This window comes from Streptomyces chryseus, from assembly GCF_014650755.1.
Taxonomy (GTDB): Bacteria; Actinomycetota; Actinomycetes; order Streptomycetales; family Streptomycetaceae; genus Streptomyces; species Streptomyces chryseus.
In genome coordinates this window covers 75,532-93,430 of sequence record NZ_BMVO01000020.1, presented here as the reverse complement: position 1 = coordinate 93,430, position 17,899 = coordinate 75,532, and the positions used below count along the sequence as shown (strand labels likewise).

The window sequence follows — 17,899 nt, the reverse complement described above, 5'->3', positions numbered from 1 at the left end:
AACCCGTGAAGCACGAGTACGAGGCCAAGTTTCTCGCCATCGACGTCGCCGGCCTCCAGGCCAAGCTGACCGCCTTGGGCGCCACGCAAGCGTTCCCGCGTACCCTCCTGACCCGCAAGATCTTCGAGAACGACGCACTCGAAGGAGGGGCCTGGGTGCGGCTTCGGGACGAGGGCACCCGATCGACGCTGACGCTCAAGCAGGTCACCGACGCCACCACGATCAACGGCACCACCGAGATCGAGACAGAGGTCACGGACCTGCATGCCATGGCCGAGATCCTGCGCAGCCTCGGCATGCGCGAGGTCCGGTACCAGGAGAACTACCGCGAGGAATGGCGCCTCGGCGAGGTCGCCTTCGACTTCGACACCTGGCCGGACCTCCCCACCTTCGTCGAGATCGAGGGCCCCGACGAGGCATCGGTCCGCCAGGCAGCCGCCCTGCTCGACCTCGACTACTCAGAAGCACGTTTCGGCAGCGTCGATGAGATCTACAAGAGCGAGTCCGGCAGGGACATCCTGGCCGAACCCACTCTCCTCTTCGCCGACGGCGACAAGCAGGCTTCGGCCAGGGCAGCTGTCCCGAGCGAGTGATCTTGAGGACCGAGCTGTGTTTATAGAACTGGCCATGACGCCTCGGGTCATACCCGGCATCGCCGAGTTCGCCCGCGGCGGTCTGCCCGCTGCGGCAGACACTGACGACGGCAATACGTGGACGGACGGATTCTGCTGGCTCTACTGCGGCCAGCGATGGACCCGTGTTCTATGGATCGGCCCGGTGAGTGTGGCTGGTGCCCAGGCGGCGATGTTTGCCTGTGGTCCGTGCATCCGCGCTTTGCAGGAGCAGGTCTGGCAATCCCTTCTCCTTCACGATGAACCGGCTCGTCCGGCCCCGGTGAGCACGGCCCCCGCGCCCGAGCAACCTGGCGGACGCCGTGTCGGAAGGCATCGCGCGCGGGGCGGCCTGTTCAGTCGTGGATGAGGCCGTCGGAGGCATCGAGCCTGTGCCGCCCCTTCACAGTGCTCTCGGGGCATTGGCGCTCTCGGGCGGCTGGGCCGGTCACCAGGCGTGGTGACCGGCCCAGCCGTCGTTACCCACGCGCATCAGCAGCGTTGGCTGGCTCCAGATGGGGTGGCAATGAGCGTGGCTGGGGGCGTGGCCCCTGTTGCTGACCGGTCTCTATGGATCTGGCTCTCCTCAACGGTCAGCGGCGAGGTCGGCTCGGCTGGCTCGTGGGGGCGGTTGCCGCGCGCGGCTGGGTGCCGGGGGACGGCACGCTGAAGGCTGACGCGGTGGTGCTCCGTAGGCGGGCTGCTTCGGCGCGGCGGTTGGGTGCGGGGTTGCGGCTGGTGTGCTGGATGCGGGTGATCAGGACGCGGGCGGGCCTGTGGGCGGTGCCGAGCTCACGGTGGGCGGCGGCTTCTTTGAGGAGCTGGTGGGGTTTGTGGCCGCCAGCTTCGGCGTCGGCGAGGACCATGGCGAGCGCGGGCCAGCCGGGGTCGGAGAGGATCCGCTCGGCGTGTTCGGGGACGGCTGCGCGTACGTCGTTGGCCAGGATGCGACGGGTCTCCTCCTTGGAGGGGCGGGCTGCCAGTTCAGTGAGCGTCGGACTGAGCGCGTCGTCGGCTGCTGACTGCAGGTGCTGGACGGCTTGGCGGGCGGCGTTGGCCTGGTGGGCGTGCCCCTTGGCCTCGTGCCAGCGTCCGGCGAGGACGGCGGCCCAGACGAGCGCGGCGATCAGAGCTGCGAGGGCACTGCCGTCGGGCCCGGTGGCAGTGTTGACGATGTCGCGGGCCGCAGACCGCAGGGCGTGGGCGGCGCGGTCTTCGGCACGGATTTGAGAGCGCTGGGCACGGGCGAAGGCCCGGCTGGCCGCATGCAGTTGCGCACGGATATCTGCGGGGGCTTTCTGGGCGGTGGCCTCAATGAGTTCGCCCAGCGCGATGATGTGCGCCTGTGTCTGTGCGTCCCCATCGGCGCTCGATTCAGTGATTTCCGTGTGGAGGGTGTCGAGAGCTTCGGCGGCCTGATGCCACGGAGTGGCGAGCTGGTTGCGCCGGGCGGTGGGGTGTTCCTCGGGCGCACTGGTCTCCAGACGAGCCTTCAGCTTGGGCAGGGACAGGTCGGGGGCGATCTTCCCGCCGGGGTGGTAGATCTGCTCGCCGTCCTTGTTCAGGTCGCCGGGGCGGCCTACGGCGTAGCCGAGGAGGTCTCCAGAGGGGCCGCGACGGGGCTTGACCAGGATTTCGCCGGCTTCGAGATAGGCGAGGAGTTCCTCGGCGCTGGTGGCGTGCGGGATGGCGGCGCGGATGCGGTCCTGTAGCCACTCGCGGCTGGTCTGCTCCCAGCCGAGGCGATTGGCTTTATGCATCTCGGCCTGGGTGGCGCCCCGCGTACCGGTGCGGTCGCCCTTCTTCAGGCAGCGCAGTCCGTAGTCCTTCTCGATCTCCCGGCAGGCGTCGCCGACGCGGATGCCGCTGTCGTGGAGCTTGGGGCGGCGGCCGTCTTCGCGGACGGTGGTCGCGACGATGTGGATGTGGTCATCGGCATGGCGTACGGCGATCCACCGGCAGGCCAGATCATCGCCTGCGGGGGCAATGCCTGCGGCCTGAACGATGCGCTGGGCGATCTCGCCCCACTCGGTGTCGGAGAGGTTGCGGTCTTCGGGTGCTGCGCGGACGGGGCAGTGCCAGACGTGCTCGGTGACAGGCTTGCCGAACTCGCTATTACGCAGGCGTACGGGCTCGTCGAGGTGGTGGCCGAGTTCGGTCAGGGTGGCGTTTTCGTCGCGGCCGGGGTCGGGCATGCCGAGCATGGCGAAGGCGGCGACGAGGTGCGGGTCGAGGTGTTCGTCGTGCCGGCCGGGACCGTAAAGGTAGGCGAGCAGACCGCGGGTGTTGGACCCGGCGGGTTTGATGGCGGCGATCACGCTGACGATTCCTCCCTCGGGTCGGTGGGCTGACGCAGGGCCTCGGCGATCAGGGTGAGCAGGTGGTGGAGTTCGTCGAGGCGCTGGCGGATGTCAGGCGGGGTGAGGTCGCTGTTGAGCGCGCGGGCGATCTGGTTGATGTTGCTACCGATGCGGTTGAGGGCGCGGAGGACCTGGGCGCGGAACATGTGGGTGCGGCGGCGGTCCTCGGACAGGCGAAGGTTCGCGGTGAAGCGGCCGTCGATGAAGGCGAGGACTATGTCCGCGGCGAAGCCCGATTCGCCCTTGTAGCCGTGCTCGGCTGCGGCCTCGCGCAGGCGGGTGCGCTCGTCGTCGATGAAGCGCAAGGGCCCGACGCGCTCGATGCGCTTGTCGCCGTTGAACCGGCGGATCGTTGGCTGCACGCTCTGCACAGAGGGTTCGCCGGCGGCGGAGACGCCAGTAGGCGTCGGGCGAAGGATCGCTCGCTGGGCGGCGTGAAGCGTGTCCGGGGTGGGGCCCTCCTCGGCCACGGCCACCGGGTCCGGCGCCCCCTGGCGCTGGGCCTTCTCCGCCACCCCCGGGGCGGAGACCCCCGAAGACCGGCCAAGAGTCAGACTCGGGGTACTACTGGCTCCGCCAGGAGCCGTCCGTCCGAACGCCCGCCGCAGACGTGCCAGCAGCGTAGGGGACTGCGGCGACGCAGACGGCTCAGCGTGGGTGTCGTCGGGCAGGTGCTGGTTGTGCGTCAAGGAAGATGCTCCAAGTGCGGCTGAGCGAGCGGGGCGAAGATGTCTGCGCGGCGCGGCCATCGCGCTGTCCACAGGTGTGGAAATCTGCGGGCCGGTTGGCCGACGCCCGGGTGACCGAAAGGGTTCCGGTCACCCGAGCAGGCCCGGCGTCAGCGCCTGGATACCTCGATACCGGCGGCTTCGAGTTCCGGCCGAAGTAGCTCCATCACCTCGGTCTGCCGCTCACTGCCGATCGTCAGGTCTCGGTCCTTCACAGCCGCTCGGAGCAGGCCGCGCGTGAGTTTGCCGTGCTGATGACCGGTGGCCCGGCCGATATCCGTTAGCTCCGCGATGGTCGCCTTCGGCGGTCGGCCACCGCTCGGTTTGCTCTCCGATGTCTGGGACGCAGGTTCCGTCCGCTCGTTACTCGGGGCTTGCGCACCATCGGGAGCTGAATCCGGCCGGTGGCTGTGGCTGAAGTCACCGACCGACCGTTCCTGCGCCTGTACGGAACCGGAGTTCGGAACGTCGTCCGGCGGTGCGACGAGTTGGTGGATCTGTCGCATCAGGACGCCGAAGGCGACCATCGCGGCGGCCGGAGGAACGGCTGCGACCACATAGTCGAGGAACGGTACGGCGCCCGCGTGTCCGGTACCACTGACCCCGGCGACGTTCAACGCGATGGAGCTGACTGATCCGGCAGCGGTCACGGCAATCGCCCAGGGGTCGGTTGTGCGGCGCAGTGCTGCGCGCAGCATGAGCAGTTCGCCCGCGATGATGAACGCGTCCAGGGTGGCGGGCCAGGCCCACCGGCGGGTGGGGGATGCGCCGAGCCCGTGCTGGCCGGCGACGTCGGCGAGGTGCGCGTAGGAGAGCCAGAACGCTCCGGCTGTCAGGGCGACGATGACAATGCCGGCCGCGCCGAGCGCAAGCTGTTCGGCGTCAGCACGCTTCTTGGGTTGCCGTTCGCTGCGGACGTCGTCTCCTGACTGTGGTGATGGCGTGGTGAGGTGCAGGGCGGTCAAGCGGGAAGCTCCTGGGGGTAGTGGTGTGGGGCGTCTTTGCCGTCTCGGCCGTTGCACGTGCAGGTCAGCGCGGGACGGCAGCGCTCCGGACGCGCCGTTTCGGCGGACAGCGTCACCTTCTTGTCCCGAGTCGGGACAAGAAGGTGGCAGCTTCCGGCCCGGGCTCTGCACGGGCTCGGCCTCCTGCCGGGACGGCTGCTTCGCGGCAGTCGTCCCGGCAAGCAGGACTGTGACCTGCGGCGATACGGCGGGGACGCCTGGGACGGGGCAAGACGGATTTGGACTCTGTCTTTTGGCTGGCTACACGCGCGGAGACGCGTGCGTTGCCGTCTTGCCCTCGGCTGCCGTCTTGCCGGTGTGTGCTCTGACCTGCGAGATCACGGCAGGGACGGCAAGTACGGCAACCAGGGAGGGTGGGGTTCAGCCTTCGACGCGAGGGGCGTCGACCGGGTGGACGGTGGGGCAGTACCGCCGCCAGGCGTCGAGGAACTTGTTGCGCGTATAGCCCTTGCGCTGCGACCGGTCGGCCATGCGCACGTTGCCTGGCCGGATGTCGTAGTCGCGCAACATCCCGCTGAGTTCCCGGGAAGTCAGGCCGTAGCGCCCACGCTCGCCCCACGGGGCTTCGGCATCCGCGTTCAGGTAGTGCAGCAGATCCTCGGTAGAGAGGCTGTCCGCCTCCCGCTGGGCGAAGAAGACCCGCCGGATATCGGCGAGGATGCGCGCCCCACTGGGGTGGTCCTCCTCGGCCGCCACTTCGGCGGCGACCATCCGCGCGCACGCCATCCGCGCGAGCCGGGGCCAGCGACCGCCCGCCAGATCGGCGACGGTCATCAGAGGCTCCCACGTGTCGGCAGCACGGTCCTCGACCGGCATGCCCGGCTCCAGGTTCGCGGCATCCTCCAGCAGCGGGCGGGCCCAGGTGTGGATACGGTCGCGCAGCTCGCGCAGGGCCGGGATATCGCGCCGCGAGCGGAAGGGTTTGACCTTCTCGCCCTCAGCCCTCCGGCGCATGCGGATGACGACCGACCGGTCCATGACAGTGTCCGGGAGGTCCCCGATGCCCGCGATAGCCGCCATGGCGAAGGTGGCGAACTTGTGCGGGGTGTGGTCGTTGCCTACGACCCGGGTGACGTACCGGCCACGCTGATGGCCGGCGTTGAGAAGGCCGCGCGTCTCCTCGTTCTTTTCCGCGACCTTGGGGCCGAAGATGGTGTCGGCCTCGTCCACCAGCAGCGTCGGCGGTTCCTCCTCGTTGATCGAGCGGAAGATGGCCGCTGGTGTGGTGTTGATGGTGAGCATCGGCTCGTAGACCGTCTCGGTCAGCACGTCCAGCAGCCGCGACTTGCCGCAGCGCTTCGCCGGCCCCACCACCGCCAGCCGTGGGGCGTGCTGCCACGCGGGCTGGAGATGCGTTGCCACCACCCACAGGGTGATCGCGTCCAGCGCCTCGGATGAGGGTGGGATCACGAACTGAGCTATCTGGGAGCGCAGTTCGTCCAGCAGTTTCGAGCCGGATGTCGGTTCCGCGTCCGGTATGGACTCCAGTCCGCTCGCCAGGTCCGCCTCGCTGGCGCTGCCGTCGGCTGTACCGTCGCTCGGGTCCGTCGTGGCGCTGTCGGCCTGCGTGGGACGCAGGTGGGCGCCGGGCCGGCCGGGGATGGCTGTGGTGGGCCACGCCGCTCGTGCGGGGGCGGAATGGGGCTCAGGGTTCTCGGGTTGCACCTGGCGGCTCCTCGTCTGGCGGTGTCGGGCTCGCACGCCCCTGCCGCCGGGTCGGTTCTCATGGGATTGGTCGGGAGTCCTGGGGCCTCCGGCGTTGCACCGCCGGAGGCTCTCCCCCCTTCTCGCGGGCTTGTCGGCACCGCGAGCGACCACGGACAGTACGTCCACGCCGCACCACAGTCCCGCGTTTCTGTGTCAGCTCAGCGCAGAAGCGCCTGCTATGCGGCAGGCGCTTCACGCCGCCAGCCCCAGCAGGGCCAACAGGTCTGCGGTCACCACCCGGTAGGCGTTCCCGAGCCTGAGCACCTTGCAGGGGTACTGGCCGCGCTTGGCGAGCTCATACCCCTTGCTCCGCCCAAGCCCCAGCGCCCGGTTGCCTGTCTCCAGGTCAACGGCCGCAGGAAGCTCCAGAAGCTCCCCACGACTCATCCCCTTTACTCGGTCAGCCTGTTCGCTCTCAGGCATACGCACTCCATCCATCACTGAGCCCACGGCGAACGCGGCTACCGCGCCCGTCTCCAGGTCTTGGAATCAACGCTAAGCAAGCTAATGTGTCTCCATGACACAACGCCGCAGCGACCATGGATCAAAGAAGGCCGACGACGAGGACGACGTCCTTGAGTGGGTGGACCAGGTCATGGCCACCGTGGCTGCCGAGGTCCGCAGACGACGGAGGGAACTGGGTTGGAGCGCGCAGGACTTGGCCGACAAGTGCGAGGAGATGGGCCACCCGATCCCCCGCAACGTCATCGCCAACATGGAGTCCAGGCGCCGCTCCAACCTGCCCCTGGTCGACGTCATGGTCCTGGCCCAGGCGCTGAACACCCCTCCTATCTGCCTCATCTATCCCGTCGGCTACGTCGACGTCGTGCAGCGGCTCCCGCTCCAGGACTCCACCTCCCCCCTGAACGCCCTGCGCTGGTTCACCGGGGAGGAGACCGAACTCGGCGCGGACGACGACATGCTCCGTTACTTCCGGGCCCACCACGCTGCCCAGGAGCGACTGCGAAGCGCGCGACGCGACGAGGAGTACTCCCGCTACCACGCCGAGACCGCCCCGAACGCCGACCGGAAGGCCGAGGCCCTCCGCTCTCAGGCGCGTGCCGCAGAGACCGCCGACGACGCCGCAAGCCGCCTGCGCAGAATCCGCGCCTTCATCAAGGAAGAGGGCGTCACGCCCCCGTTCCTGTGGCCCGACGTGGCCACCGCAATCGACTCATCCGGGACCGAACCCGATACCACCGAGGAGAACGATCTTTGAAGGGCTCCACCTACCGCCGCTACTCCTGCCGCGACCCCAAGACCGGCAAGGAACTCGGCACCTCCTGCCCCAAGCGCAACAGCAGGAACCACTGCACCTACTCCATACGCCAGGAGCTGCCATCCCGCGAGGACGGCGGCCGACGCTCCTTCGCCCGTGGCGGGTACGGCAGCCTCAAGGCGGCCCAGGCCGACCTCGACCACGTACGCGCCCTCCTGGGGCTGGCCGAGTCGGACGACCCCGAGGGCACCGACCTCATCGCCGAGATGCTGGCCGAGGTCAGCCGCGAACGGTCACCTCTGCCCGAGGTCGAGGAAACGAGGCGGCGGCTCAACGCCGGCCAGGACCTCATCGGCAGCCTGACCGTCGCCGAATGGCTCGACCGTTGGCTGGCCGGCAAGCGCATACGCACGTCCGGCCTCAACCGCTACGAGACCGATATCCGCATGCACCTGAAGCCGCGCATCGGGAACCGGCGTCTGGACCGACTGCGCGTCAGCCACCTCAGCGAGATGTTCACCGACATCCGCGACGCCAACGCCCAGGTCCTGGAGGACAACGCCCAGCGCCGAGCCGCGATCGACGAGCTGGCGACCGTGCCGTGGAAGGGCGTGGAGAACCGAGCCCGACGCAAGGCGATGAAGGCCGCCATCGACGAGATGCCGCCCTTCCGCCGCATCACCGGACCCGCCACGCGCCAGCACGTCAAGGCGACGCTCCGGGCCGCCCTGAATGACGCGATCGGTCAGCAGATCATCACCTTCAATCCCGCAGCCCACGTCGAGATTGACCCCGTACGCAAGCCGAAGGCGCTCGTGTGGACCGACGAACGAGTCACCAAGTGGGAGCAGACGGGCGAGAAGCCGTCGCCCGTCATGGTCTGGACACCCCAGCAGACCGGCGCCTTCCTCGACTTCGTCGCCGAGGACCGGCTGTACGCGATGTGGCACCTCATCGCCTTCCGCGGCCTGCGCCGTGGCGAGGCGTGCGGGCAGCCCTGGTCGGAGACGAACCTCGACACCCACTCCCTCACCGTCTCCTCCCAACTCGTGCAGGACGGCTGGGATATCGAGGCGTCTGATCCCAAGACTGACAGCGGCTACCGCGTGGTCGCACTCGACGACGACACCATCGACGTCCTGAAGCGCTACCGCGAACGGCAGGGCCAAGACCGCGAGAAGTGGGGCACAGCTTGGGTCGAGACCGGCCACGTCTTCACCCAGGAAGACGGCTCCTGGCTCCACCCGGGCAAGGTCACCGACCTCTTCGAACGCCGCGTCGCCGCTTCCGGCCTCCCGCCGATCCGACTGCACGACCTCCGCCACGGCGCGGCGACGCTCATGCTCGCCGCCGGCATCGACATCAAGATCGTGTCGGACACCCTCGGCCACAGCGACACCCGGATCACACGGGACATCTACCAGAGCGTCCTGCCCCACGTCGGCAGGAGCGCCGCCGAGGCCACCGCGAAGCTCGTCCCCCTCCAGCGCAAGGCCGAGGCCGAGAAGGCGGCACTCAAGGCCGCGAAGAAGGAGAAGGCCAAGAAGGCTGCGGCCAAGAGCGCCGGCAGGGCCAGGGGCGGCAAGCCGAGCAACAAGGCGAAAGCCCAGGCCAAGGAGGCCGTGAAGGCCAAGCGCCGGAAGCCCAAGAAGTAGGGGTCCCTGAGCGGCTCCGCTCACGCAGCGCTCACGCAGGCCCTCCCGCCGCGCTCCGGCCATCCGGCACGCCAGCCCCGGAACAGCAGAAACCCCAGGTCACGGGCTATGTGACCTGGGGTTTCACCGAGCCCCCTGTCGGATTCGAACCGACGACCTACGCATTACAAGTGCGTTGCTCTGGCCAGCTGAGCTAAGGAGGCGTACCGGAGCAGTGTAACCAAACCGGATCCGGTGCCCGCCGGGAATTCGATCAGTCCCCGACTGCTGACAGAACCGTTTCCGCCAGGTACCGTCACGGCAGGTTCACACCTGTGGACTACACCACTCCCTTACTCGGATCGTCCGGCACGTTCCTGCCGGTGAAGGAGAACATCACCATGGCCACTGTCACGTTCGACAAGGCGACCCGGATCTACCCGGGTTCCACCAAGCCCGCCGTCGACCAGCTCGAGATCGACATCGAGGACGGCGAGTTCCTCGTCCTCGTCGGCCCCTCCGGCTGTGGGAAGTCGACCTCCCTGCGCATGCTCGCGGGTCTTGAGGACGTCAACGGCGGCGCCATCCGCATCGGTGACCGCGACGTCACGCACCTGCCGCCGAAGGACCGGGACATCGCCATGGTGTTCCAGAACTACGCGCTCTACCCGCACATGTCCGTCGCCGACAACATGGGCTTCGCGCTCAAGATCGCCGGCGTGAACAAGAGCGAGATCCGCAAGAAGGTCGAAGAGGCCGCGAAGATCCTCGACCTCACCGAGTACCTGGACCGCAAGCCCAAGGCCCTCTCCGGCGGTCAGCGCCAGCGTGTCGCGATGGGCCGCGCCATCGTGCGTGAGCCGCAGGTCTTCCTCATGGACGAGCCGCTGTCGAACCTCGACGCCAAGCTCCGCGTCTCGACCCGTACGCAGATCGCGTCGCTCCAGCGCCGCCTCGGCATCACCACCGTGTACGTCACGCACGACCAGGTCGAGGCCATGACGATGGGCGACCGGGTCGCCGTACTGAAGGACGGTCTGCTCCAGCAGGTCGACTCGCCGCGCAACATGTACGACCGCCCCGCGAACCTCTTCGTCGCCGGCTTCATCGGCTCGCCCGCCATGAACCTCGTCGAGGTCCCGATCACCGACGGCGGCGTGAAGTTCGGCAACAGCGTCGTCCCGGTCTCGCGCGAGGCGCTCTCCGCCGCCGCCGACCGCGGCGACACGACCGTCACCGTCGGCGTCCGCCCCGAGCACTTCGACATCGTCGAGCAGAACGGCGCCGCCGCCGCGTCGCTCAGCAAGACCGCCGCCGACGCCCCGGCCGGTCTGGCCGTCACCGTGAACGTCGTCGAGGAGCTCGGCGCGGACGGTTACGTGTACGGCAGCGCGCAGGTCGGCGGCGGGCACCAGGACCTCGTCGTCCGCGTCAACGGCCGCGCCGTCCCGGACAAGGGCACCGAGCTGCACGTCGTCCCGCGCGCGGGCGAGACGCACGTCTTCTCCACGTCGACCGGCGAGCGCCTCAGCGACTGACACCGACGCCGTCGGCAGTACGCGTGAAGGGCTCCGCACCTCGGTGCGGAGCCCTTCACGTGTGCCCTGTGGGGCGGGGGGTGTCGACAAATACCCCGGCATATCCGGCATTTCGAATTCCGTACGTCAACGCGTATTCGAAAAATGACATCGAACCATCCCCCGGAAGAGTGACTAAATGTCGCCAAATCATTACTGGCCGCTACGCTCACTCGCGTGACCCACACAGCCCGCCGAATCGGCCGAAGTCTCGCTCTCGTCCTGCCCGTCGTCCTGGTGCTCTCCGGGACCCTCGCGGTCGCCAACGTCCCGTGGTCCACGAGCGGACCCGAGTCGCAGGTTCTGACCGCGTCCTCCGAGAAGGTAAACGTACGCGCCAAGTCCCGCGCTCCGCAGGACATTCTGCGCGACAAGCTTCTTCTGGAGCTCCAGGAGAAGGACCCCGGCGTCGCGTTGACGCACCTCCAGCGCGAGGTCGAGCGCCGTCCTTCGCTCGCCCAGCACTGCATGTCGATCGCCCGCTCGCTCGGCCGCGCCGCCGTGAAGCAGTACGGTCCGACGCGCGCGCAGTCGTTCTCGCGCCCCGTCTGCGACACCTCCTTCGCCTCCGGCGTCGCCCAGCAGACCGGCTGAACGGGGACCGACGGCTCCTGCCGCATATCGTGCCCCGTATGACCCGTACGACGACGTACCCGACGCAGGCCGTGGTCCTGGCGGGCGGCCAGGGCTCGCGCCTGCGCCCGTACACCGACGACCGCCCCAAGCCGATGGTCGAGATCCCCGGAACCGGGACCCCGATCATCGGCCATCAGCTTTCCTGGCTCGCCGCCGAGGGCGTGACCGACGCGGTCATCTCGTGCGGCCATCTCGCCGGCGTGCTCCAGGAGTGGCTGGACACGGCCGACCTCCCGCTGCGTGTCACCACCGTGGTGGAGAGCGAGCCGCTGGGCCGCGGCGGCGGCCTCAAGTACGCCGCCGCGCACCTGCCCGACCCCCGGAGCCCGTGGTACGCGACCAACGGCGACATCTGGACGCGCTTCTCGCTCCAGGACATGGCCGCCTTCCACAACGAGCGCGACGCCACGGCGACCCTCGCCCTGGCCCGCCCCCGGATCCCGTGGGGGGCCGTCGAGACCGACACGTTCGGCCACATCACGGACTTCATCGAGTCGCCGCCGTCGCCCTACCTCATCAACGCGGGCGTGTACGTCTTCTCAGCGGCCTTCACAGGGCTTCTCCCGGACCTGGGCGACCACGAACGCACCACGTTCCCCCGGCTGGCGCGAGAGCGCCGTCTGGCGGGCTTCCCGCTGCCGCAGGGGGCGTACTGGCGGGCCATCGACACCGCCAAGGACCTCAGCGAGGCCGCCAAGGAGCTCGCCGCCGCCCGCGGCTGAGCCCGCGAGCGACCGGACCGTACGGCGAAGGGCCGAGCGACCGACCGTACGGCGAGGGGCCCGGCGCACATCCCTTGGGTTCTAGGAGTCGTTGCAACACCCCAGTTCAGGGGATGCGATGGACTTCAAGATCCGGGACCGGTCCGTTGTCCAGGGGCGCCGTCCCTTGTCCGAGGAACGGCGCCTCTACCTTCAGCTCATGCAGCAGGGTGTGAGCAACAGAGAAGCGTGCCGGATCGTCGGCATCAACGAGAAGACCGGGCGGCGCTGGCGTAACGGCCGCGCCCCGTCCGGCGGGAACGTCGGGGCGTCACCGATCACTGCGGTGGCGCCCTCGTCCGTTCCCTCGCGGTATCTGTGTGAGGCCGACCGGATCCACATAGCCGACCGGGTGCGGGAGAAGGCCACGATCCGGGCGATCGCGGCCGAGCTGGGCCGCGGCCCGTCCACGGTCAGCCGGGAGATCCACCGCAACCGGCACCCCGAGAACAGGCAGTACCGGCCCTTCGCGGCCCAGGCCCGCGCCGACGGGCGCCGGCCCCGGCCCAAGCCGCGCAAGATCAGCCTGAACCCGGAGCTGCGGGACGCGGTCCAGGCCGGGCTGGACGAGCTGTGGAGTCCGGAGCGGATCTGCCAGGCTCTGCGGGCACAGTTCCCGAACCGGCCGGAGATGCACGTGGTCCACGAAACCGTCTACCAGGCCCTCTACCTGCAAGGACGCGGCGAACTACGGCGCGAGCTCGCCGGAGCACTGCGGACCGGACGCGCCCGCCGCAAGCCGCAGCGCCAGGACCAGCAGCGCCGGCCCCGCTTCGCCGAGCCCATGGCGATGATCAGCGAGCGGCCCGCCGAGGCGGAGGACCGGGCGGTGCCCGGTCACTGGGAAGGTGACTTGATCATCGGCAAGGACAGCGGGTCCACGATCGGAACCCTGGTCGAGCGCGCCACCCGTTACGTGATGCTCGTGCACCTGCCGGACGGCCGGGGCGCCGAAGCCGTCCGTGACGCACTCCAGGAGACCGTGCAGCGGCTGCCCGCGCACCTGAAACGGTCCCTGACCTGGGATCAAGGTTCGGAGATGGGCCGCCATCACGAGTTCACCGTCGCGACCGACGTCCCGGTCTACTTCTGTGATCCGGCCAGTCCCTGGCAGCGCGGCTCGAACGAGAACACGAACGGTCTGCTGCGGCAGTACTTCCCGAAGGGCACCGATCTCTCGGTCCATACCCGCGAGCACCTCGATGCCGTCGCGGCCCAGCTCAACGGCCGCCCACGCAAAACGCTCGGCTGGGAAACCCCAGCCGAGCGTCTGCATAAACTGCTCGCGGCCTGATCAACACGACCACGTGTTGCGACGATCCCTAGAAACCGCCACCCGAGGCGCGGGCCCTTCGCCGTACCTCGGGGGCCGTCTAACCGAGCAGGCCGCCGATCACCCTGCCGCCGTTGCCACCGCCGCCGCTGCTGCCACCGCTGCCGCCGGTGGTGCCACCGCCGCCCGTGGCGCCACCGGTGGAGCCGCCCGTCGTGCCGCCGCCGGTGGTGCCGGCGCCGCCCGTGGTGCCGCCACTGCCCGCACCGCCGCTGGACGTCGGTCCGGCGCTGGTGGGGGGGGCCTGCGGGGGCGGGGGCTGCTGCTGGGACGGGGCCTGGCCGGCCGTGGCGCCCTGCGTCTGCGTCGGCCGCTGGGCGTCCGTACCGACCGTGCCGGTCTCGCGGACCGTGCCGGGGGTGGTGGCCGGGGCCGAGGGGCCGGCCGAGCTGCTGGCAGTGGGGGACGGGCTGCGGCCCGCGGGGCCCTGCGAGGCGCGGCCCGTGCTGCTGCCGGTCTCCTGGGGCAGCGGGGCCCCGGGGAGGTGGTTGGTCGGGTCGTCGTTCGGGCCCGGCACGGTGACCATGTCGGAGGAGCGTACGGCCCCGCCCAGCATCGAGCCGATCAGCAGCGTCACACCGAGCACGAGGGAGGCGACGACGGTGCCGCGCCGCAGTACGCGCCGCCGCAGCTCCCACAGTTCCGAGCGCGGCCCGAGCTTGCGCCAGGCCTCGCCGGCGAGGCGGCCGTCGACGGAGTAGACGGGCGCGCCCGCGATGATCAGCGGGGACCAGGCGGCGAGGTAGATGATGTCGGGCGCGTCGTACGCCGGTACGGTCTTCCAGCTCACCGTCATGATCAGCGCGGCGGAGAGCAGCGTCCCGAAGCAGGCGGCGACGCGCTGCCAGAGCCCCAGCACCGTCAGCACGCCGACGACGACCTGAAGGAACGCCACGGTCAGACCGGCGCCCACCGGGTGGCTCAGGGCGAAGTCGCGCAGCGGCTCGGCGACGGTCCAGGGGTGCAGCGACGTGAGCCACTTGACCATGGAGCCGCGTTCGCCGCCGTCGAAGTACACGGGGTCGCAGAGCTTGCCCATGCCGGCGTAGATGGAGATGAAGCCGAGGAACACGCGGAGCGGCAGCAGCACCACGCCGAGGTTCATCCGTCGCCCGGGGTAGTACGCGTGCCGGACCGCGTCGGCGTTGCGGCGGGCGGCCTCACCGCCCGCTCCGTACGCGTCGTCGTCGATGTAGTCGTCGTCGAACTCCTGGCCGGAGCGGGTGTCCTCGACGTCCGGCAGGTCGTACGCGCCGACGGCCTGCTTCATACGGGGCAGCATCTGCGTCATGGGCGGCTCGGAGCCGCGCGGCCCGATGACGGTGGGGATCGCCTCGGTGTCCTGCCCGCTGTCGGCCTCGGAGAGCCGGGGGATGACCTGCGTGGCGCCGCTGTCGAGGCGCTCGCCGGACGAGGAGTTCCGTACGGCCTGGAGCAGGCCGGTCGCGCCGGGGTCTCCCGGCTCGGACTTCCCGCTCCAGACGACGGGTGTCCGCCGTCGGCCTGCGGTCGCTCCGGCCATCGCGGGAATGCGCGCCGTGTCCCCCAGCCCGCTGCTCACACCGCCCGCCCCCGCGTACGGCGGGACGGGCCGCCGGCTCTGGGCCGGGGCGAGCTGCACGCGGAAGCTGGCGTGGTTGACGATGACCTGCGCTGGATCGCAGGGCACCTTGACCATGCTCAGGGCGGGCTGATCGTCGAACCCGGGTGTTCTGGTGTCCACACTCATCTAACCGAGTGACGTGTGGTTAGGACACTGCCTTGACGGCCCCGATCTGTCCGAGACCCGTCAAGACACCCTTACCAGGACATAACCGGCCCTGCCCGCCGACCGCTTCACCGCCGGCGCTGCGCCGCCTCCCAGAGCACGATGCCCGCCGCCACACCGGCGTTCAGCGACTCCGCGCCGCCCGGCATCGGGATGCGCACCAGGTAGTCGCAGGTCTCGCCGACGAGGCGGCCGAGGCCCTTGCCCTCGCTGCCGATGACGATGACGACCGGGCCGCCGAGCTGCTCCAGGTCCTGGACCGTGTGCTCGCCGTCCGCCGCGAGGCCGACGACCGTGATGCCGGCCTTCTGGTAGCCCTCCAGGGCGCGCGTCAGGTTGGTGACGCGGGAGACCGGCGTACGGGCCGCCGTACCGGCGGAGGACTTCCACGCGCCGGCCGTCATGCCCGCCGCGCGGCGCTCCGGCACGACCACGCCGTGGCCGCCGAACGCGGAGACGGAGCGGACGATCGCGCCGAGGTTGCGCGGGTCGGTCACGCCGTCGAGGGCGACGATCAGCGGGTCCTCGTGCTTGTCGTACGCCGCCGCCGTGAGGTCGTCCGGGTGCGCGTACTCGTACGGCGGGACCTGGAGGACGAGGCCCTGGTGGTTCAGGCCGTTCGTCATCCGGTCGAGCTCCGGACGCGGGGCCTCCATCAGGTTGATGTTGCCACGCGCGGCCGCGAGCTGGAGTGCCTCGCGGACCCGCTCGTCGTTGTCGATGAACTGCTGCACGTACAGCGTGGTCGCGGGGACGCCGTCGCGCAGCGCCTCGAAGACCGGGTTGCGGCCGACGACCATCTCGGACGTGCCCTTGACGCCGCCGCGGCGCGGGGCCGGGCGGCGGACCGCGGCCTGCTTGGCCTTGGCCGTGGCGATGCGGTTCTTCTTGTGCTTCTTGCGGGCCTCGGCGGGCGGCGTCGGGCCCCTGCCCTCGAGGCCCTTGCGCCGCTGGCCACCGCTGCCGACCGTAGCGCCCTTCTTGTTGGACGTGCGGCGGTTCCTGCGCTGGCTGTTCCCGGCCATGACCTGTTACCTGTTCCGTTGCTTCAGACGTGCGTACGTATAAGGGAAAGTGTGCCGCCCGGGACGCCGGGCGGCACATCGCGCGTGCCGGTCAGCGTGAGCCGAGGGTCCATCGCGGGCCCGACGGGCTGTCCTCGATGACGAGGCCGGACTGCTGGAGCTGGTCGCGGATCGCGTCGGCGGCCGCCCAGTCCTTGCGGTCGCGGGCCGACTGCCGCTGGTCGAGTACGAGCCGTACGAGTGTGTCCACGACCCCGTGCAGGTCCTCGCCGCGCTCCGTGCCGCCGCCCGACCACTGCTCGGAGAGCGGGTCGAGGCCGAGGACGCCGAGCATCGCCCGTACCTCCGCCAGACGTGCGACGGCCTCGTCCTTGTCGTCGGCGGCCAGCGCCGAGTTGCCCTGGCGGACGGTGGTGTGGACGATCGCGAGCGCCTGCGGGACGCCCAGGTCGTCGTCCATCGCCTCGGCGAACGCCGGCGGGACCTCGGTGGCGGGCTCGACGACGCCGCCCGCCTTCTCCATCACCCGCTGGACGAAGCCCTCGATGCGTGCGAAGGCGGACTCGGCCTCCCGCAGGGCTTCCTCGCTGTACTCGATGGTGGAGCGGTAGTGCGGCGTACCGAGGTAGTAGCGCAGCACGACGGGGCGCCACGCCTTGACCATCTCGGACACGAGCACCGAGTTGCCCAGCGACTTCGACATCTTCTCGCCGGCCATGGTGACCCAGTGGTTGTGCACCCAGTACGTGGCGAAGTCGTCGCCGAACGCCTTGGCCTGGGCGATCTCGTTCTCGTGGTGCGGGAAGATCAGGTCGATGCCGCCGCCGTGGATGTCGAAGGCGGAGCCCAGGTACTTGTGGGCCATCGCGGAGCACTCCAGGTGCCAGCCGGGACGCCCGCGTCCCCACGGGGTCTCCCAGCTCGGCTCGCCGGGCTTCGCGGCCTTCCACATGGCGAAGTCGCGCGGGTCGCGCTTGCCGGTCTCGCCCTCGCCGGACGGCTGGAGGAGGTTGTCCAGGTCCTGGTTGGAGAGCTCCAGGTACCCGGGGTGGGAGCGCACGTCGAAGTAGACGTTCCCGTCGGCCTCGTACGCGTGGCCGCGCTCGATGAGGCCGCGCATCATCTCGACCATCTCGGTGACGTGGCCGGTGGCGCGGGGCTCGTAGGTGGGCGGGAGGCAGCCGAGGGCGGCGTAGCCGTCGTTGAAGGCGCGCTCGTTCTCGTACCCGATGGACCACCAGGGGCGGCCCTGCTCGGCCGACTTCTTGATGATCTTGTCGTCGATGTCCGTGACGTTGCGGATGAACGTCACGTCGTAGCCGCGGTAGGTGAACCAGCGGCGCATGATGTCGAAGTTGAGGCCCGACCTGATGTGCCCGATGTGCGGGGCGGCCTGCACGGTAGCGCCACACAGGTAGATCGAGACGCAGCCCGGCGTGAGCGGGGAGAAGTCGCGAGTCTGCCGGGCGCTGGTGTCGTACAGCCGAATAGTCACTACACCAGGGTAGTGGGCGG

15 protein-coding genes and 1 tRNA gene are annotated in these 17,899 nt (G+C 69.8%); 7 read left to right on the top strand and 9 right to left on the bottom strand.

The genetic code is table 11. The features are described 5' to 3' along the window. The first annotated feature begins 5 nt into the window (after positions 1–5). Entirely contained in the window at positions 6–593 is a 588-nt protein-coding gene (locus IE185_RS24940; protein WP_138894075.1) for a class IV adenylate cyclase, read from the top strand. Between the two features lie 611 nt (positions 594–1,204). On the opposite strand, the gene IE185_RS24935 is transcribed toward IE185_RS24940, so the two are convergent. The 5 genes from IE185_RS24935 to IE185_RS24915 form a co-directional block, all read right to left on the bottom strand. Then, positions 1,205–2,929 carry a relaxase/mobilization nuclease domain-containing protein gene (locus tag IE185_RS24935; RefSeq protein WP_138894073.1) on the bottom strand — a complete coding sequence of 575 codons (1,725 nt, stop codon included), beginning with the start codon at positions 2,927–2,929 and terminating at the stop codon, positions 1,205–1,207. After that, the gene (locus IE185_RS24930) at positions 2,926–3,486 is read right to left on the bottom strand and encodes a MobC family plasmid mobilization relaxosome protein (protein ID WP_138894072.1); all 561 of its coding nucleotides are present in this window, start codon (positions 3,484–3,486) and stop codon (positions 2,926–2,928) included. The genes IE185_RS24935 and IE185_RS24930 overlap by 4 nt, the downstream gene beginning before the upstream one ends. Before the next feature lie 323 nt (positions 3,487–3,809). Then, positions 3,810–4,664 (bottom strand): DUF2637 domain-containing protein, encoded by an 855-nt coding sequence (locus tag IE185_RS24925; protein WP_138894071.1) that lies wholly within the window; start codon positions 4,662–4,664, stop codon positions 3,810–3,812. Positions 4,665–5,084: 420 nt separating this feature from the next. Next, entirely contained in the window at positions 5,085–6,389 is a 1,305-nt protein-coding gene (locus tag IE185_RS24920; RefSeq protein ID WP_138894070.1) for a DUF3631 domain-containing protein, read from the bottom strand. Positions 6,390–6,623: 234 nt separating this feature from the next. Further along, complete coding sequence (locus IE185_RS24915; RefSeq protein ID WP_189716048.1) at positions 6,624–6,854, bottom strand: hypothetical protein; 231 nt, start codon at positions 6,852–6,854, stop codon at positions 6,624–6,626. 94 nt (positions 6,855–6,948) lie between these two features. Between IE185_RS24915 and IE185_RS24910 the strand changes: the two genes are divergently transcribed. Next, positions 6,949–7,650: a transcriptional regulator gene (locus IE185_RS24910; RefSeq protein ID WP_138894069.1), complete on the top strand. Its 702-nt coding sequence runs from the start codon at positions 6,949–6,951 to the stop codon at positions 7,648–7,650. Continuing rightward, on the top strand, positions 7,647–9,305 hold the full coding sequence (locus tag IE185_RS24905) for a tyrosine-type recombinase/integrase (protein ID WP_138894068.1): 1,659 nt from the start codon (positions 7,647–7,649) through the stop codon (positions 9,303–9,305). Before IE185_RS24910 ends, IE185_RS24905 begins: the two co-directional genes overlap by 4 nt. A 129-nt stretch (positions 9,306–9,434) precedes the next feature. Here the strand turns inward: IE185_RS24905 and IE185_RS24900 are convergent. Beyond that, positions 9,435–9,508: transfer RNA gene (locus tag IE185_RS24900), tRNA-Thr, on the bottom strand. Positions 9,509–9,685: 177 nt separating this feature from the next. Here IE185_RS24900 and IE185_RS24895 point away from each other — a divergent pair. The 4 genes from IE185_RS24895 (at position 9,686) to IE185_RS24880 (ending at position 13,552) form a co-directional block, all read left to right on the top strand. Further along, a complete protein-coding gene (locus IE185_RS24895; RefSeq protein ID WP_138894067.1) occupies positions 9,686–10,822 on the top strand; it encodes an ABC transporter ATP-binding protein in 1,137 nt (378 codons plus the stop codon). Between the two features lie 216 nt (positions 10,823–11,038). Beyond that, positions 11,039–11,455, top strand: a complete 417-nt coding sequence (locus tag IE185_RS24890; RefSeq protein ID WP_069928181.1) for a hypothetical protein — start codon at positions 11,039–11,041, stop codon at positions 11,453–11,455. 38 nt (positions 11,456–11,493) lie between these two features. Beyond that, positions 11,494–12,219: a nucleotidyltransferase family protein gene (locus IE185_RS24885; RefSeq protein ID WP_138894066.1), complete on the top strand. Its 726-nt coding sequence runs from the start codon at positions 11,494–11,496 to the stop codon at positions 12,217–12,219. Between the two features lie 118 nt (positions 12,220–12,337). Continuing rightward, positions 12,338–13,552: an IS30 family transposase gene (locus IE185_RS24880; protein WP_138894065.1), complete on the top strand. Its 1,215-nt coding sequence runs from the start codon at positions 12,338–12,340 to the stop codon at positions 13,550–13,552. A 79-nt stretch (positions 13,553–13,631) separates the two neighbouring features. On the opposite strand, the gene IE185_RS24875 is transcribed toward IE185_RS24880, so the two are convergent. The 3 genes from IE185_RS24875 to cysS all read right to left on the bottom strand — a co-directional run bounded on the left by IE185_RS24875 (position 13,632) and on the right by cysS (position 17,879). Beyond that, the gene (locus IE185_RS24875; protein ID WP_189716046.1) at positions 13,632–15,320 is read right to left on the bottom strand and encodes a DoxX family membrane protein; all 1,689 of its coding nucleotides are present in this window, start codon (positions 15,318–15,320) and stop codon (positions 13,632–13,634) included. 107 nt (positions 15,321–15,427) lie between these two features. Beyond that, on the bottom strand, positions 15,428–16,384 hold the full coding sequence (rlmB, locus tag IE185_RS24870) for a 23S rRNA (guanosine(2251)-2'-O)-methyltransferase RlmB (protein WP_138897798.1): 957 nt from the start codon (positions 16,382–16,384) through the stop codon (positions 15,428–15,430). A gap of 91 nt (positions 16,385–16,475) precedes the next feature. Then, on the bottom strand, positions 16,476–17,879 hold the full coding sequence (gene cysS, locus IE185_RS24865) for a cysteine--tRNA ligase (RefSeq protein WP_138897797.1): 1,404 nt from the start codon (positions 17,877–17,879) through the stop codon (positions 16,476–16,478). Positions 17,880–17,899: the final 20 nt, after the last annotated feature.

Excerpts from the sequence above, each read along its gene's own strand:
- IE185_RS24915 (WP_189716048.1), bottom strand. The coding sequence starts at position 6,854 with ATGCCTGAGAGCGAACAGGCTGACCGAGTAAAGGGGATGAGTCGTGGG.
- IE185_RS24910 (WP_138894069.1), top strand. The coding sequence starts at position 6,949 with ATGACACAACGCCGCAGCGACCATGGATCAAAGAAGGCCGACGACGAG.
- IE185_RS24895 (WP_138894067.1), top strand. The coding sequence starts at position 9,686 with ATGGCCACTGTCACGTTCGACAAGGCGACCCGGATCTACCCGGGTTCC.
- IE185_RS24885 (WP_138894066.1), top strand. The coding sequence starts at position 11,494 with ATGACCCGTACGACGACGTACCCGACGCAGGCCGTGGTCCTGGCGGGC.
- IE185_RS24880 (WP_138894065.1), top strand. The coding sequence starts at position 12,338 with ATGGACTTCAAGATCCGGGACCGGTCCGTTGTCCAGGGGCGCCGTCCC.
- IE185_RS24875 (WP_189716046.1), bottom strand. The coding sequence starts at position 15,320 with ATGAGTGTGGACACCAGAACACCCGGGTTCGACGATCAGCCCGCCCTG.
- rlmB (WP_138897798.1), bottom strand. The coding sequence starts at position 16,384 with ATGGCCGGGAACAGCCAGCGCAGGAACCGCCGCACGTCCAACAAGAAG.